The following is a 15,957-nucleotide window of genomic DNA, read 5'->3' on the forward strand; positions in this document are numbered from 1 at the left end:
AAATGTAGGTTATTGGTCATTAGTTGCTAGTTATTAGCAATAAACCAAAGACTATGGACTAACGACTAAAGACTATCTTACGAGAACTTAATTCTCGGGTCGACTAGCGTATAAAGGATATCGCTAAAGAGGCGCCCCACCATTGCCATAAGGCTGCTGAGGAAGATGATTCCCATCACCACGTTGTAATCGCGGTTGACCATCGAATTGTAATACAAAAGCCCCATGCCATCGATATCAAAGACTTTTTCGATGAGGAGTGCACCCGCAAACATAAGCGTGCAAATTTCCGAAAGGCGCGTTGCAATCGGGATAAGCGCATTGCGGAGCGCGTGACGCACAAGAGCTTGCTTAAAGCTCAAGCCCTTAGCTAAAGCCGTACGCATGTAATCGCGGCCCAGTTCCTCGAGCGCAGAATTTTTCATCAGGAACGTGAGGAACGCAAATTCGCTAATCATGTAACAGAAAATCGGGAGCGCCAAATGTTGCGCCAAGTCAAACACTTTTCCGAAGAACGTGAAATCCTCAAAGTCATCGCTCGTGAGCCCACCTAGCGGGAAAATGTCCAAATACGAACCGCCAGCCAAAAAGATGATGAGCAAAATGCCAAGCGCATAACCCGGCATCACGTAACCCGAGAAAATAAGACCACTTGTAAAAGAATCGAGCTTGCTGCCGTGATGAACCGCCTTCCAGAGCCCAAGCGGAATGCAAATAAGGTAGCTCAAGAAGAACGAGGTCACGCCAAAGAACAAAGAAATCGGGAAACGGCTTACAATCACATCCCAGACCGGAAGTCCGTACGTGTAGCTTTCCCCAAGATTCAAATGCAAAACATTCCAAAGCCACGTGAGGTAACGTTTCCACGCAGGCTGGTCAAAACCAAAGTACGCCTGAATTTGCGCAATCTGGTCCGGCGAGAGCGCCTTGGACGCATCCACGCCACCCTTCATCGAAGCCGCCTGTTGCGCACGAGAAATCAGCTCTTCGACAGGTCCACCTGGCAAGAGCTGAATCAAGATAAAGCACACCAACGAAATCCCGATAAGCGTCGGGATCATCAGCAGCAAACGACGAAGGATATAGGATCGCATTTATCTCATTTTTCCAGAGCGCAAGACGTCCATCATATTGAACGGCTTTGCGGTACCGGCGGCAATCTGGTCGGCGAGGAAGTTCACAGCATCAACAGTGCCTTCGGCATAAATCTTGCGACCGCAAACATTGTGCTGGAATTCAAAGTGAACCGTGCCGTCAGCGCTATCGAGGCTGTAGGTATGGAATGCGTGACCGCCGAGATATTCTTCGGGCACGTGCATGCGTTCCATCTGTTCCTTTTCGTTGCGGACCTTTTCGATATCGTCCGGTGTGTAGTCAAAACCCATCTTCTGGAAGGTGCCTACGACTGCACGAGCTGTACCGCTTGTATCAGCCTTGGTCTTCTGGTGGCTTTCGACAACGGAGAGTTTGTAGCCTTCGAATGCTGTCGGGAATTCGTTAGCCAAGAATTCAATCATCGTCTGGAAGGCGACAATCTGCTTTGCCATGTTCGGAGCGATGACGCTCGGATGATTGGCTTCGGCAACGAGCTTTGTAAGAGCTTCGCGGTCACCACCGGTCGTGCCCATCACGAACGGAATCTTGTGATTCACGTAGAAGGCGGCGTTATCGTTCACTGCCGTCGGGTGCGTGTAGTCAATGCAAATCATATTCGGATACTTGGCAAGGACTTCACCAATGCGGGCTTCGCGGTTGCTCGGTTTCAAGAGCTGAATCGTCTTGCCTGCAACTTCGGCTTCGTTTTCGACGATAATTTCACCCGTCAAAGAATACGGGACAAGTTCCAAACCGCGGGCAACACAAGTTTCGGCCACGATGCGGCCCATGTTACCCGGAATACCATTAACCATCACTTGAACGGACATAAAATCTCCTGTTGTTTTTTCCGTTTGACAAGATAGAAAAAAAGGGCGGGCTTTAGACCCGTCCTGTAAACTCAAGCTAAAAGATTAGCTTATTTGCCACGAGAGTCAAGCTTATACTTTGGAGTATTCTTGGCTCCGGCCTTCTTCAAAGCCTTGATGAGACGAGTATAGCCTTCGTTCGTTGCCCAGTCGAGCACAGAATAGCCCTGACCGCACTTGGCGTTCACATCGACACCCTTGTTGATGAGGAACATCATAGCGTCGTAGTTGCCAGACTTGACCGCCCAATGAATCGGCATATAGCCATCCGGGCTGCGGTTTTCAAGCGGAGCACCAGCGTTAGCGAGCACTTCGAGCATGTCAGCCTTGCCAGTCTTTGCGGCGATAAGAACTGCGGTAGCGAGGTTCTGCGGTTCAACGCCTTCCTTCTTGAGCTGATCCAAGATGCGGACGACAACTTCCTTGTTGCCCATCATGACAGCGTTATCGATAACCGGTTCGCCATTGCCGTTGTTGACATTAGCCTTTGCGCCATGATCAAACAAGTAGTTGAGCACCATCATGTTGCCCTTGTTTGCAGAGATAGCGACGGCGTTGTTTCCGTTATCAGCCGGCTGGTCAATTTCGAAAGATGCCTGGAGGAACAAAGTCATCTTGGCGGTATCGCTATTGACCGCATAAGAGACGAACTGATTCGGCGTAAAGCCAATCTGCTTTTTCGTCAAATATCTACGAACAGACTGCGGGTCGTTCGGGTCCATGGTTTCTTCACAACCAGTCAAGGAAAAAATAAGACCAGCAGCACAGAGAGCCAAGATTTTCTTCTTCATATTATACTCCAATGAATTTTTGATTTTTCCAAGTTAAAACTACACTATTTTTTTCAAATTATTCCATAAAAAACACGAATTTACACATTTTTTTTCAAAAACAAACGATTATTTCTTGCTTTTCTTGGTCGTTTTAATTTTCAGCTTCTCATTGATCTTGATTTTCGTGTCTTTAAGCCCGTTCCACTTCACTATATCTTCAATCGTCACACCATACTGGCGCGAAATATCCCAAAGTCCCTCGCCCTTCTTGACGACATGAGTAATCTCTTCGATCTTCGGGGTGCTCGGAGCCGGCGTGGAAGTTCCCGGAATCTTGATCTTTTGTCCAACCTTGATGTTCGAGGAATTGCCCATTTCGTTCATTTCACGGATGGCGGCAACCGTCGTCGAGAACTTTTTGGCGATAGCAAACAAATTGTCACCCGCTTCAACCGTGTAGATAATCGTCGTGCTGACCGGAGCTTTTTTCGAAGACTTAGAATTAGAATTCGAAGACTTTTCTGCGGTCTTTTTGGATGACTTACTCGAGGTCTTGGAATCCGAAGATTCTACAGCCTTAGCAGGCTCGACAGGGAATTCTTCGTCAGTCGCCTTGGACATTTTGCGCGGCGGACGGACATAAGCAGGAATAGCAAGAGAATCGCCAATCGTGAGTCGCTTGGTAAAGCCGCTGTTTGCCTGCAACAGGAGAAACACAGGGACTTTATACTTCTTTGCGATTTCGGCATAGGTATCCCCCGCCTTGACCACATACTTTTCGCCTTTTTTGAGGGCAACGCGTTGTTGGACAAAGCTCGTCGGCTTGAGATCTGGCTTGGAAACGTAAATTGTATCGCCCTTCTTGACGTTATAACCCGTTTCAATATTATTCCAGACACGCAATGATTCTTGAGAAACGCCAAAGCGACGGGAAATGGAACCGAGATTATCGCCCAGCTGCACCACATATGTGCGGACCTTCGTCGGCTTTTTGCCTGTAGACCTGCGCGGAGCGACCTTGATCGGGATGAGCAGCGTACGACCCGGCTTAAGCTTTGTCTTTTTCATGTCGTTGGCACGCTGAATTTCTGCTACACGCACGCCATACTGTTGCGCAATAACGCCTATAGACTCACCCTTACGCACCTTGTGCTCTTTCCAGCTCGAAAAGCCGTTCTTTTCCATGCGGTCGTAGTTCTGCACAAAGGCGGCTCGCGTACCGTATGGCAAACGGAGCAAGTACGCATCGCGATTAGGCGGTGTACACCACATGGTCAATTCCATGTTTAATGTACGGAGCGTATCTTCAGGAACCTTCAGGAACTTCGCAATCTCATCGAGAGAGAACGAATCGTAAACGGTAACCGTATCGTATGCCGGCAGCTGACGCTTGTTAACTTCCACATCGTAATGACTTGGATAATGACCAATGACCATCGCCGCAAGGATTCGCGGCACGTAATGCATGGTTTCTTGCGGGAGCTGCAAATCCCAGTATGTTACAGGGCGGTTGCCCCACGTAGAATCAGCCTTTTTCTCACGAATCAATCGACGGATTCTGCCTTCACCGCAGTTGTAGGCAGCCATCGACAAAAGCCAGTCGCCAAATTCGGCGTACAAGGTTGAAAGATAGCTCAAAGCAGCTTCAGTCGCCATTTCCGGATTGCGACGCATGTCGACCCAAAAATCAACTTCCAGACCGTAGCGGATACCCGTTTCCGGGATAAACTGCCACATACCTGCCGCCTTTGCACGGCTATAAGCCTTGACATTAAAGCCAGATTCTACCAAGGCAAGGTAGATAAGGTCTCTCGGCATGCGCTTTTGGGCAAGCTTGGTATAAATCAGGGAATCATAAGCCGTCTTGCGGGTAAGCGAGCGAGTGATAAAGCCACGTGCAGACGTCGTCATGTAATAGATTTCCTGCATGACGCGTTCGTTAAAGCGAATCGGGAGCGAGAAACGCCCGGCATCAACGGTGTCGAGGAAATTTTCAATGACGCGCATCGAGGCGCTGTCTGCGGCATTCTCGTCGTAAGCGTCTACGCCGTCGATAGAGAGGCTATCCGTATTGGTAGAATCACTCCCCTCCTGCTCGGCGAGGTTCGGATAGACATCTTCTAAAGCCTGGACAATGCGCACAGGCATCTGCATTTTATAAATGGAATCTTCAGAACGCGTGAGCTTGCTCTTTGTAGAATCGAACTTCTCAGTTACGAGCAAACGCAGAGATTCTTCAAGATAATGCTTGGAAACAGCCCATTGATTATTATCAATTGCCTGAAGTCCATACTGATAATAGACCCACGAAGGCCTCGTCGAATCCCCAACAATTTCCTTACCTGGGTTTGGAGCAGGTACATCAATAGAAACCTTCTCCGGCTGGATAGGTTTCCCCTGAGATGACGCGGCAAGCTTCGCCTGCTTGGGAGCGCAGGCGCTCAAAAATAAAAGAACTAATGCAAGACCGAGTCTAACGAATTTATCCGACCATATCACTGGTCGAAATCCATGTCCTCGCCGTAGTCAGACCAAATGGGGTTACGGCCAAAGGATGGCTTGTCAAAATCGACTTCTTCGTCAACTTCTTCTTCCTGCGGTTCTTCTTCTTCCTTGATCAGATCATCTTCTTCGCCCAAATAGGTTGGATCCGGGGTATCATCGAACGCATCACTCTTAGGACGACGACCACAATAGTAAGCTTTATTCATATAAGCTTTCCTCCAATTTATTGCATCAATCTGTTCATGCCATATAGGATAACCCCACACATCACAAAAGCAGTCACGATTTGCAGAATGATAATCACTCTGTTAATCTTATACGCCTTTTGCGACTTTCGGTGCCATGACGGCAATTTATTTGCGGAGTTATTGTTTCTCACTTCGGAAGTGAAATATATACATAAATTTGAAAATGCAAACAGATAATCTAAAAAAATGTCTAAATTCTTTATGAAAAAATGAAACTATTTCTATCAACACTTCTCTTTTGCGCCGTTTTTCTGTTTGCGCAATCTGGATTTTCCTTTAATAGCAGTGGAATCCATGTTCCTGGAGCACGAACGCTCAACCCAGGAGACCTTTTTGTCATGGGCGGATTCGAAATGGCGAGCAGCAACAAGCCTGCCAGTCTCGAAGGATACCTCACTGATGAAACGGGCAAGGAATACACGCTGACCACCACCCCTTCGAACACGATTCTTGGCTATGTCGGCTACGGCATCCTTGATTATCTCGAAGCGGGACTCAACCTGAATGTCCACTATGACGGTGACGCTGGAGGAACCAAGCTCAAAGGTGTGGGCTTTGGCGACATCGGACTCATGGTCAAGGCTCAACTTCCAAACCAGTCCTTAAAGGACCTGTTCAACTTCGCCGCTGCACTCGAGGTATTCATTCCGACCGGAACAAACGAGAAGGGCGTCCGTCCGAGGCACCTTTGGTACATCCATAAAGGCGACTATACCAACCCCTATTCTGCCGCAGACTTTGCTGTGGCAGGAACGCTCTACTTATCGATCAACATCCACAGGAATCTGCGCTGGAATAATTACGCAGGCGTTCTTAGAGCATTTGAAAACGGCGAAAATATATTCACTTGGGGTTCAGGCATCACACTCTTCCCTTACGAATGGGTTTCGCTTGTCCTCGAAGCTTCCGGTGAAACAAAGATCCGAACCAAAGATGTGTGGCGCGGGTTCTTGAATGATCAGCTGAGATTTTCTCCTGGATTGAAAGTCAGACTTCCGAAATTCACGACGATGTCTATCAATGCAGACCTCGGCATGGACTTGTTCAGAAAAAGGAAAATCAGTAGAGGACATGAAATCACAGTTAAGAACAAGGGACACGAATATTCTTACACCGTCCCAGGAAGTCCTCCGATTGCAGTCTCTATTAAATTTAACCGTACATTTGACCTCGGTGGAAGGATCGATGACTTTAAAAAGAAGATGGAAGCATGTCCCAAGTCGAGTCTTTCGTTCAAGGACAATAAATACCGTTGCGCGCCGGACTCCGACAACGACGGTATTGCAGACGACTTGGACGAGTGCCCGGACACACCTGCCGAAGTGCTTATTGACGAAAGCGGTTGCCCTTTTGACCGTGACAACGACGGCGTTCCGGATTACAAGGACAAGTGCCCCAATACAAAGGAAGGATACCCGGTTGATGAATTTGGATGTATCCGCGATAACGACAACGACGGCATCCCGAACGAACTAGACAAATGCCCGGATTCTGAACCCGGCGAAGAAGTCAACGAAAAAGGATGTATTCTCGATACTGATGAAGACGGCGTTCCGAACGTACTTGACTCATGCCCGAGCACACCCGCAGGACTTAAGGTCAACCAGTACGGATGCTTTATGGACAACGATAAAGACGGCGTTCCTGACGAATGGGACAAGTGCCCCGACAGCGCCCCGAACGAGATTGTGAACATGTATGGCTGCCCCATTGATTCCGATGAAGACGGCATCCCGGACTTTATGGATAAATGTGAAAACACGCCGCCAGGAGTAGGCGTAGATAGTGTTGGCTGTAGACTAGACTTCGACCGAGACGGAATTTTCAATGAAGACGACATGTGCCCAGACACACCTGTAGATGCACCCGTTGACAAGACTGGCTGCCCCATCGACTCTGATAAGGACGGCGTCGTGGACTACCTCGACAACTGCCCGAATACGCTGGACCACACCGCTGTTGACGCCAATGGCTGCCCTATTCGTGAAAAGCTAAATTTGGATAAAATAGCAAGACGTATCCAGTTCCATAAAGGTTCCGAAATGCCACTCAATTCTTCTTACACAGCATTGAGTGATGTCGTGTCCATCATGCGACACAACAAGCAAATCGCCATTGAAATCCAGTGCAGTGTAAAATCAGGAGAATCGAAGGAGCCTATTGAACTTGCGAATTCTAGAGCGAACTTCATCTTTGAATTCCTTGTGAACAAGGGCGTCAAGGAAGATCGCTTAAAAGCATCTGGATATGGATTGCAGCTACCGATGAACAGTCATGGCTACGCCAAGCTAAACCCTGTCGGCGTACGTCTCTTGCCGTACCACATCAAAGAAGAGTCGTCAGAACTGAAATAGATTGCCGCGCTTCGTTCGCAACGAAGTGTTTTATGTTCTATCCTTGCTATTGAACAAGAACGCGATGACGAGCGCGACAACAACGTACAGCGCGACTGCAGATAAAAGCCCGAGAATCTCCGAGCCAGAGAGAGCCTCCACCTTGATGTACAAGAGGACGGAAAGAGGCATGGCGAGTAAAAAGAGGATTCCGGGGATTTTCTGTTTCATGAAAAGCAAGATAGTAAAAAAGCCGCATAACGCGGCTTTAAAACGTGACTGGATTCCTCGCCCGTAAAGGGCTCGGAATGACGAAAGAGCCATTACTTCACGGTGATCTGGTATTTCTTGTCACCAGCGTTAACCTGGTAGTAGCCCTTGAAACCGCGGAACTTGGCAACGCCATTTTCATCGGCAGTGGCGTAGAGGTCCGTCGTCCAGACCTTGTGCCACAAGTCGTAAACGCGCTTTGCAGCAGGCTTTTCGCGACCATCAGAAGCAATCATGCCGCCATTTTTGACCCAGTGACGGTTGTCCCAGAAGCCCCAGAAGACGATGCCGTTCACAGCCGGGTGGCTAAATGCGGTACGGAGGAAGGTTTCAAACTTTTCAGCCTGAACTTCTTCGGTGTCACTCATACCGGCTTGCCAGTCGCCCACGTCGAATTCCGTGACCTTAATCGGGAGACCGAGAGAAGCGAGCTTGTCCAAGCGTTCCTTGATAAGACCCGGCACAACCGGACGGAGACCAAAGTGGCACTGCACGCCAATGCCCATCACAGGCACCTTGCGTTCGAGCATACCCTTAATCAAGCCATAATAACGATCCGTTTCACCAGCGGCAACGACGTTGTAATCGTTGATGTAGAGGAATGCGCTCGGGTCAGCCTTGTGAGCCCAAATGAAGGCACTGTCGAGAATGCCCCAGCCGCACTTGTTGAACGTCCAGGATTCGTGAATCGGTTCGTTCCACACGTCGTATTCCGTAATCTTTCCCTTGTATTCCTTGAGGTCGCGATAGATACGTGCCTTGAGCTTTTCGGCCATTTCTTCGCAGCTACCCTTATTGCTGTAGTGTTTGTCAAAGCCGTAGCCCTGATGGCTCCACATGAGAGCGTGACCGCGAAGTTTCCAGTGATTCTGGGCGGTGAAGTCGGTGTATTCCTTCATTTCTTCACGCTTGATCTTGCCCTTCTTCGGTTCGTATTCCGGCCACTTGAACTGGTTTTCAGAAACGCCATGCCAGAAGTACTTTTTGGCTGCGTTGCGGTACCAATTTTCGGTGCTATCCTTGGTGTCGTAGAGAGCGAGCGCCGTACCGAACGGGAACGAATGGCGCAACAGCTTCACGTGAACCTTTTCACCCGGATTCGCCTTGACCGTGAAATCCACCTTGCGGAGGCTATCGATACGGGCATCGGCATTGTTATACCAGGACGGGTCAGACATTTCGTCCATCTTTTCGACTTCGACATCGTCGAGCTGGATCCAGCCCTTCTTAAGGCCAATCTGGAACGTAATGTTGTTGAGGCCGTAACCCTTCTGGTCGGCAAGGAAAATCATTTCATAAGTCTGCCACTTGTCTGTCAAGTCAAACGAAGCGCTTTCCTTTTGGCGGTAATCCGGAGGACCACCCTGCACCACGGAATTGATAGGCATGTTGCCTTTTGCCTTGAACGAGAGCTTATAAAAACCGGAGTCTGCCAAGAATTTAGGCGGCTGGAGCTGCAAGCCCCACCACGGATTCGGGAGTTCCTTCACGACGACCTTTGCGCCCTGGGAACCATCGACACCGAGCCCCTGCACGGCAATTTGCGATTCGGCTACAGCTGGACCATCAGGATTGTTCCACAGATACCAGCCGCCGTCACCATACTCCATATCACCATTATTCAACTGTGCAAAAGACGGCACAGAAAGCGCCATGGCAACGGTCGCCGCAATCGCAAGAGCTTTATTCTTTTTAAAATTCATGAGGACACCTCGGTTTAATTATAGTCAGATCATTCAAAAGCCGTTGAGAATGCGCATCACCGTCATCCTGAACGAATGTGAAGGATCCAGGGCTTTTATTTTCAAGTTTAAATATATACTCGAAGTGCGTTTTTCGGGCGATTTAGGGCATATTTTAGACCGACTATAATACAAACGAGCGAAAAAGTGTAACAAGTGTATCAACGCAGGCAACCGATTTTATAAGTAATAATCAATGTTCATTCCAGCAGAAATAAATGTATATCTAGTAACAAAGAACATTTAACTATTTTATGGTCATGCATTACAAACCTTATCGCGATTTACTTTTGGAATTGTTCCCGAACTATCTCAAGGTTAGGAAGCTCCCGCTCAACGGCGGCATGAGCTGCCCAAACCTCGACGGCACCAAGGGATTTTCGGGTTGCAGCTACTGCAACAACCGCAGCTTTAGCCCTGTTTTTGACGAAGCAAAAGTCTCGATTCAGGAACAGCTTGAAAAGTACGTTCCGAAGCTTCGCGACAAGTACCCGAATGCAGGCATCCTCGCCTACTTGCAGCCGTACACGAATACACACGCGCCGCTTGAACATCTGCGCGAAATCATCGATCCGATTATCAAGCACAAGGAAATTGCAGGGCTTGCCATTGGTACGCGCCCGGATTGCCTTGAAGACGAAAAGATAGCATACCTTGCAGAGCTCAACCGCAAAAAGCCAATTGTTGTTGAAATCGGGCTTCAGACAGCAAACGACTTGACGCTCGCGGGCATCAACCGCAGGCATACACTTGCGGAATTTGAAGACGCCGTAAAGCGCTGCCAAGCCGCAGGTCTTACCGTCACGACACATGTGATTGTTGGTCTCCCCGGCGAAAAGATGGAAGACTTTAAGCACACAGCACAAGTCGTTCACGATTTGAAACTTGCGGCAGTCAAGATTCACCCGCTGCACATTGTCGTGGGCACGGTCATGGCGCAAGATTTTGCCAACGGCGAAGTCAAATTGCTTTCGTTCGAGGAATACTGCGAAGCGGTTGCCGAGATGATCAAGATTATTGGCAAGGATATCGCGATTGAGCGATTCAGCGGCGAAAGCCCGAGCGAGCTTTTGATTGCACCGAACTGGTGCGGAGAACGCGACAAGATTATTGCTACAGTCGAGAAATTGTTAGATAGAAATTAGTCGTTAGTCACTAGCTTAAATTTGGCGGCAAAAGCCGCGGTTATTACAACCAATAACTAATGACCATTGACTATTAACCATTATAACGAGAGGGGAAAATGAAACGTATTGAAGACTACATTATTGCTGTTCCGGATTTTCCGAAGCCGGGAGTTTTGTTTCGTGATATCACGGGAATTTTGAACGACCCCGATGGACTAAAGCTTACGCTTGATGCGTTCTACAAAACGCTTGAAAATGTTGATTTTGATGTCGTTGTCGGGCTAGAAGCTCGTGGATTCTTATTCGGCGTTCCGATAGCAGAACACTTTCACAAGCCTTTTGTCCCAGAGCGCAAAAAAGGGAAACTCCCCCGCGAAACCGTCGAAGTGACTTACAATCTCGAATACGGGACTGCATGCATGGAAGTCCATAAAGATGCGATAAAACCTGGGCAACGCGTGGTAATCGTCGACGACCTACTCGCCACTGGAGGCACTGCAAAAGCAGCCGCCCATCTCGTGGAGAAAATGGGCGGCAAGGTTGAATGCTTTGCATTTGTTATTGAACTAGCAGACCTTAAAGGTCGCGAAGTTCTTGACGGCTATCGCGTGGAATCGCTGACAAAGTTTTAAAGCAAATGAAAATGGTGACCCCGGAACAAGTCCGGGGTGACAGAGCGATTAAACACGTTTGAAGATAAGCGACGTGTTGACTCCGCCGAACGCAAAGTTGTTCGACATGAGGTATTCCACATCCATTTCACGGCCGGAACCGGTAATGTAATCGAGCGGAGCGCACTGTTCATCGACATTATTGAGATTTAGGTTGGGGTTAAACCAGCCACGATTCATCATATTGATGCCGAGCCAAGCTTCAATACCGCCGCATGCGCCTAACGTATGTCCGATATAGCTCTTAAGGCTCGAAATAGCAACAGAAAGCCCATTAAAGGCGTTGTACGTTGCCCAACTTTCTGCAATATCGCCATGGCGTGTTGCCGTACCGTGACCGCTCACGTAACCAATCGCTTCCGGTGAAATTTCTGCACTCTTGAGAGCAAGCTCAAGCGCAATCTGCATCGTCTCTTTTTTCGGCTGCGTGATGTGGTCGCCATCGGTATTGTGTCCAAAGCCGACAAGTTCCGCATAGATATGTGCGCCACGAGCTTTAGCATGCTCGTATTCTTCGAGAATGAGCGTCCCGGCACCTTCGCCAATGACAAGACCATCGCGGTCGCGATCAAACGGAGCGGGAGTCAATTCAGGAGTATCGTTCTTGACGCTTGTCGCAAACAAAGTATCAAATACAGCCGATTCCGTAGCGTCAAGTTCATCAGCGCCACCGGCAATCATCACATCTTGCATGCCGTACTTGATAGCTTCATAAGCATAACCGATCGAAAGGCTACCGCTTGTGCAAGCCGTATTCGTCGTGATAATGCGGCCTGTCGTACCAAAGAAAACACTGACGTTGACCGCACAAGTCTGCGGCATGGAACGGATGTAAGTCGTTGCTGTAATCTTGGAACAATCATGAGGCGGCTTCAGCATCGAGAAGAAATCCAACAAAGGATTAATACTGCCCATCGAAGAACCATAAGCCACGCCAACGCGACCAGACTTCAAAAGAACAGTTTCTTCGGCAAGCCCTGCCGACTGAATGGCTTTATCCGCAGAAGCAATCGCAAGCACAGCCACACGACCTGCACCGCGAACCTTTTTGCGGGAATATTCGGGCAAGTCATAAAGAATCGGACATGCCAAGCGCGTATTCATTTGCGCATACAAATCCCATTCCTTCATGCGGACAACGCGATTTTTCAAAGTCTTGAGCGAAGCAAAAACATCTTCGACATCCATGCCCAAGGACGAAATGCAACTACCACCAGTAACAACAACGCGACGGGTCATGCCAAGCCTCCATTCACAGAAATCACCTGGCGAGTGATGTAGGCAGCTCCTTCTGAAAGCAGGAACACAACTGTTGCAGCCACTTCTTCGGGCTTTCCAACACGCTTCATCGGAATTGCAGGCAAGATCATATCAAGCGGTGCATCCTTGATCATTTCAGTTTCAATAACACCAGGGGCAACACTATTTACCGTAATATTACGGCTCGCGAGTTCTGTAGCCAGAGCCTTGGTGGCACCGATGAGGCCAGCCTTCGAAGCGCTGTAATTGACCTGTCCCCTGTTTCCGATTATTCCAGACACAGAAGAAATCGTGATAATGCGGCCCTTACGTTTACGGCACATCGGCATTACGAGTGGATGAACGACATTGTAAAAACCGTTCAAGTTTGTATTCAAGACTTTGTCCCAATAGTCATCCGTCATGGCAGGGAAAGCGGCATCAGCACAGACACCCGCATTCGTAATCACACCATAGTACACGCCATTTTCGGCAATGTCTTTTTCAAGAACTTCCTTGCACTGTTCACGGTCGCAAATATTGAACTGCAATGTGCGAATATTACCGCCATTGGCACGAATCCGCTCAGCAAGAGCGTCAATCGGAGCGGAGTTTCTATTGTAATGAGCGACGACTGTATAGCCTTCTTTTGCAACCGCTTCGGCAATTGCAAGACCAATACCGCCACTAGCACCCGTAATCAAGACAGATTTTGCATTATCCATATTCATTCCTCAAATTCAATTCATGCCCAAAGTAGCCTTTGGATCATCGACTTCAACCGTGTTCAGAGTTGCTGTTACTGCGATTTTATCACCCACTTTTGCAACACCATCAAACGTGACCGCTTTATCCATTCGAACGGTTTCATGAACAGTGACAACAACGGTTTCGCCATCCTTAAAAACCGGAATATCGGCTTTGAAACCGCTCACACTCATGATGAATCCCACCTTTGGCTTATCGCCTTTGGTGCGGCCATAAATTCCAGACAAAGCAGAAATGCTCTGGGCCATGTATTCAAATGCGACCCAAGCTGGGATTCCGCCCAAATCGTCTTCGTAGAAAAGACTATTACGCGAAATATCGATTTCCGTCGTGATATTTACATCTTCAAGGCTGTAATTTTGAACGCGATCCAGCAAAAGCATTTTGCCTTTATGCGGAACGAGTTCGCTTGTAGCCTCTTTTGTTTTAAATTCTTCATTCATATTAAATCAAACTGTTTTCAACAATCAAAGACACATTGCAGCCACCGAATGCAAAGGAATTACTCATGCAATATTTGAGATTCTTTGCGGTTTCAGCGGGTTTTACCAAATGTACAGGCGGGAGATTTGCATCGACTACACCATCGAAAAGATGCGCCGGAAGTCGACTGACGCATTCGGTATTTTCGCCAGCACTTTTTAACGCAAGGCAACAGAAAGCCAATTCCAAAGCACCCGCAGCGCCTAACGTGTGTCCCGTCAAAGCTTTTGTCGAGCTTACAGGAACATCAGCATGATTCGCTTCTCCGAAGAGACGGTTTACGGCACGAGATTCCATTGCGTCGTTCAGTTCCGTACCGGTTCCATGCAAATTCACGTAACCGATTTCAGATGCGCTAAGCCCCGCATTTTCTAGGGCAGCCTTCATCGCCTGATACGCCCCTTCCCCATCGGCACGAGGAGCCGTAATGTGGTCTGCATCAGCGCTTTCGCCAAAGCCAACCACCTTGAGATTTCTGCAATCGTGCGTACAAAGCTCATCACACGGCTCACGTGTGACCACAAAAAATACAGCCGCATCGCCAAGCGTAAGCCCGGAACGATTCGCACTAAACGGATTTGTCGGGCGGTCACTCATCGCTTCGAGAGAGGCAAAGCCAAGAATCACCGACAGAGATGCGATATCCACGCCACCCACAATTGCCACATCGCAATTCCCTGCATAAAGGTTATTACGAGCGGAAACAAAAGCACTCGCGCTAGAAGCACATGCTGTAGAATGAACCGAAGTCATTCCAGTAATGCCATAACGATCAGCAATAAAGCGCAGAGGGAAATCAGCACGCTGGTAATCGAGCAAATACCCCTCGGGGAATGCGCCTGTTTCCTTAAAACATCTGAGAGCGGCCACAGAAGCTTCGGAGCCATTGTCGCAAGAGCCGATGAAAATACCAACGCGATTTGCTCCAAACAGATCAACCGCTTTGCGAATGGTCTTATCCATTCCAGACAACGCCGCCTGTGAAAGGCGATTAACGCGATTGTCGTACTTTTTCTCGCTTACAGGAGGTAACGATGCAGGGTCAATAGTCGCCGCAGGGCGCATCACACCCGCCACATCATAAGTGGTAAAATTTCCACGAATGCCTTTCGTCAGTTTATCAAAGACTTGTACTTTATCGCCACCTAAAATGCAGTGGAGGCTAAAATCATTTATGTACAAAGGTCGATTATTCATTCGCTACCAAGATTGATGTGGTACTTGTATTGGCGCAATTCGTTCACCAAGTCAATTTCACTTGCCTTACGGGTAACACGCAAAATAGTCTTCCCGTTCTCAGACAATTCACGTTCGAAATCTTGAGACTCATCCGACAAGCGCTTTTCGGTAAATGCAAAACCAGACTTTTCAAAGTTATTCTTTAGCGCCTCAAATGGATAAAAGCAAGTCTGCAAATCGGCAATCACATATTCCGCTTTCATTTTTTCGACATCGATGACCGAACTTACAAACGAAACAGAATCTTTTGCATAAGTCAACTCTGCAATTGTCGTGCCAAAACCGCTAAAGAAAACGACCGAAAGGATAGTGTCATTTGCACGCACCCAGACATCGCCACTAAAAGTCGTTGTAGACGTATCCGCAAGAGAGTTGCCCGGAGACTTCATTTTTCGGAAAGTCCCTTCGAGATGTTGTGCCTCATCAATAGTTCCTGACATCGCTGTGGTCGGCAGCAAATTGACAAAGCCAGAATCAGAATAATAGACAGGCATCGAATTGGGCTTGATAAGAGTGTGCTGGCAAGACGTAAGGCAGAACACACCTAACGCAACGCTTACCCAAGCAAAAATTCTCATACCAAGTTTCATATTCT

At 48.3% G+C, this 15,957-nt stretch carries 15 protein-coding genes; 3 read left to right on the forward strand and 12 right to left on the reverse strand.

What is annotated here, in order from left to right:
• Positions 1 to 77: 77 nt before the first annotated feature.
• From BUC30_RS07685 to BUC30_RS07705, 5 genes are all read right to left on the reverse strand, one after another.
• Positions 78 to 1,094 (reverse strand): ABC transporter permease subunit, encoded by a 1,017-nt coding sequence (locus BUC30_RS07685; RefSeq protein ID WP_014545089.1) that lies wholly within the window; start codon positions 1,092 to 1,094, stop codon positions 78 to 80.
• On the reverse strand, positions 1,095 to 1,925 hold the full coding sequence (gene dapB, locus BUC30_RS07690) for a dihydrodipicolinate reductase (protein WP_073424293.1): 831 nt from the start codon (positions 1,923 to 1,925) through the stop codon (positions 1,095 to 1,097).
• An 89-nt stretch (positions 1,926 to 2,014) separates the two neighbouring features.
• Positions 2,015 to 2,755 (reverse strand): ankyrin repeat domain-containing protein, encoded by a 741-nt coding sequence (locus tag BUC30_RS07695; RefSeq protein ID WP_073424294.1) that lies wholly within the window; start codon positions 2,753 to 2,755, stop codon positions 2,015 to 2,017.
• A gap of 108 nt (positions 2,756 to 2,863) precedes the next feature.
• Positions 2,864 to 5,236, reverse strand: a complete 2,373-nt coding sequence (locus BUC30_RS07700; protein WP_073424295.1) for a LysM peptidoglycan-binding domain-containing protein — start codon at positions 5,234 to 5,236, stop codon at positions 2,864 to 2,866.
• Positions 5,233 to 5,448, reverse strand: a complete 216-nt coding sequence (locus BUC30_RS07705; RefSeq protein ID WP_015732474.1) for a hypothetical protein — start codon at positions 5,446 to 5,448, stop codon at positions 5,233 to 5,235. Before BUC30_RS07705 ends, BUC30_RS07700 begins: the two co-directional genes overlap by 4 nt.
• A gap of 380 nt (positions 5,449 to 5,828) precedes the next feature.
• On the opposite strand from BUC30_RS07705, the gene BUC30_RS07710 reads away from it, so the two are divergent.
• A complete protein-coding gene (locus BUC30_RS07710; RefSeq protein ID WP_244536545.1) occupies positions 5,829 to 7,844 on the forward strand; it encodes a thrombospondin type 3 repeat-containing protein in 2,016 nt (671 codons plus the stop codon).
• A gap of 30 nt (positions 7,845 to 7,874) precedes the next feature.
• Here BUC30_RS07710 and BUC30_RS07715 read toward each other — a convergent pair whose 3' ends face one another.
• Positions 7,875 to 8,054, reverse strand: coding sequence for a hypothetical protein (locus tag BUC30_RS07715; protein ID WP_073424700.1), 180 nt, complete (start codon positions 8,052 to 8,054; stop codon positions 7,875 to 7,877).
• Between the two features lie 92 nt (positions 8,055 to 8,146).
• Entirely contained in the window at positions 8,147 to 9,796 is a 1,650-nt protein-coding gene (locus tag BUC30_RS07720; RefSeq protein ID WP_073424297.1) for an endo-1,4-beta-xylanase, read from the reverse strand.
• Positions 9,797 to 10,095: 299 nt separating this feature from the next.
• Here BUC30_RS07720 and BUC30_RS07725 point away from each other — a divergent pair, with 299 nt between their 5' ends.
• Both BUC30_RS07725 and BUC30_RS07730 read left to right on the forward strand, forming a co-directional pair.
• On the forward strand, positions 10,096 to 10,980 hold the full coding sequence (locus BUC30_RS07725; protein ID WP_244536546.1) for a tRNA modification radical SAM protein MnmL/YtqA: 885 nt from the start codon (positions 10,096 to 10,098) through the stop codon (positions 10,978 to 10,980).
• Positions 10,981 to 11,078: 98 nt separating this feature from the next.
• Positions 11,079 to 11,594, forward strand: coding sequence for an adenine phosphoribosyltransferase (locus BUC30_RS07730; protein WP_073424299.1), 516 nt, complete (start codon positions 11,079 to 11,081; stop codon positions 11,592 to 11,594).
• Between the two features lie 48 nt (positions 11,595 to 11,642).
• Here the strand turns inward: BUC30_RS07730 and BUC30_RS07735 are convergent, their stop codons facing one another.
• Genes BUC30_RS07735 through BUC30_RS07755 form a run of 5 tightly spaced genes read right to left on the reverse strand, consistent with a single transcriptional unit; the run spans position 11,643 to position 15,940 of the window.
• A complete protein-coding gene (locus BUC30_RS07735; RefSeq protein WP_073424300.1) occupies positions 11,643 to 12,872 on the reverse strand; it encodes a beta-ketoacyl-ACP synthase in 1,230 nt (409 codons plus the stop codon).
• Positions 12,869 to 13,597, reverse strand: a complete 729-nt coding sequence (gene fabG, locus BUC30_RS07740; RefSeq protein WP_170861518.1) for a 3-oxoacyl-ACP reductase FabG — start codon at positions 13,595 to 13,597, stop codon at positions 12,869 to 12,871. The genes BUC30_RS07735 and fabG overlap by 4 nt, the downstream gene beginning before the upstream one ends.
• Positions 13,598 to 13,612: 15 nt before the next feature.
• Entirely contained in the window at positions 13,613 to 14,083 is a 471-nt protein-coding gene (locus BUC30_RS07745; RefSeq protein ID WP_073424302.1) for a hotdog family protein, read from the reverse strand.
• A gap of 1 nt (position 14,084) precedes the next feature.
• On the reverse strand, positions 14,085 to 15,320 hold the full coding sequence (locus BUC30_RS07750; RefSeq protein ID WP_073424303.1) for a beta-ketoacyl synthase N-terminal-like domain-containing protein: 1,236 nt from the start codon (positions 15,318 to 15,320) through the stop codon (positions 14,085 to 14,087).
• The gene (locus BUC30_RS07755) at positions 15,317 to 15,940 is read right to left on the reverse strand and encodes a DUF3261 domain-containing protein (RefSeq protein ID WP_073424304.1); all 624 of its coding nucleotides are present in this window, start codon (positions 15,938 to 15,940) and stop codon (positions 15,317 to 15,319) included. Before BUC30_RS07755 ends, BUC30_RS07750 begins: the two co-directional genes overlap by 4 nt.
• Positions 15,941 to 15,957 lie beyond the last annotated feature (17 nt).

This window comes from Fibrobacter sp. UWB7, from assembly GCF_900142945.1.
Taxonomy (GTDB): Bacteria; Fibrobacterota; Fibrobacteria; order Fibrobacterales; family Fibrobacteraceae; genus Fibrobacter.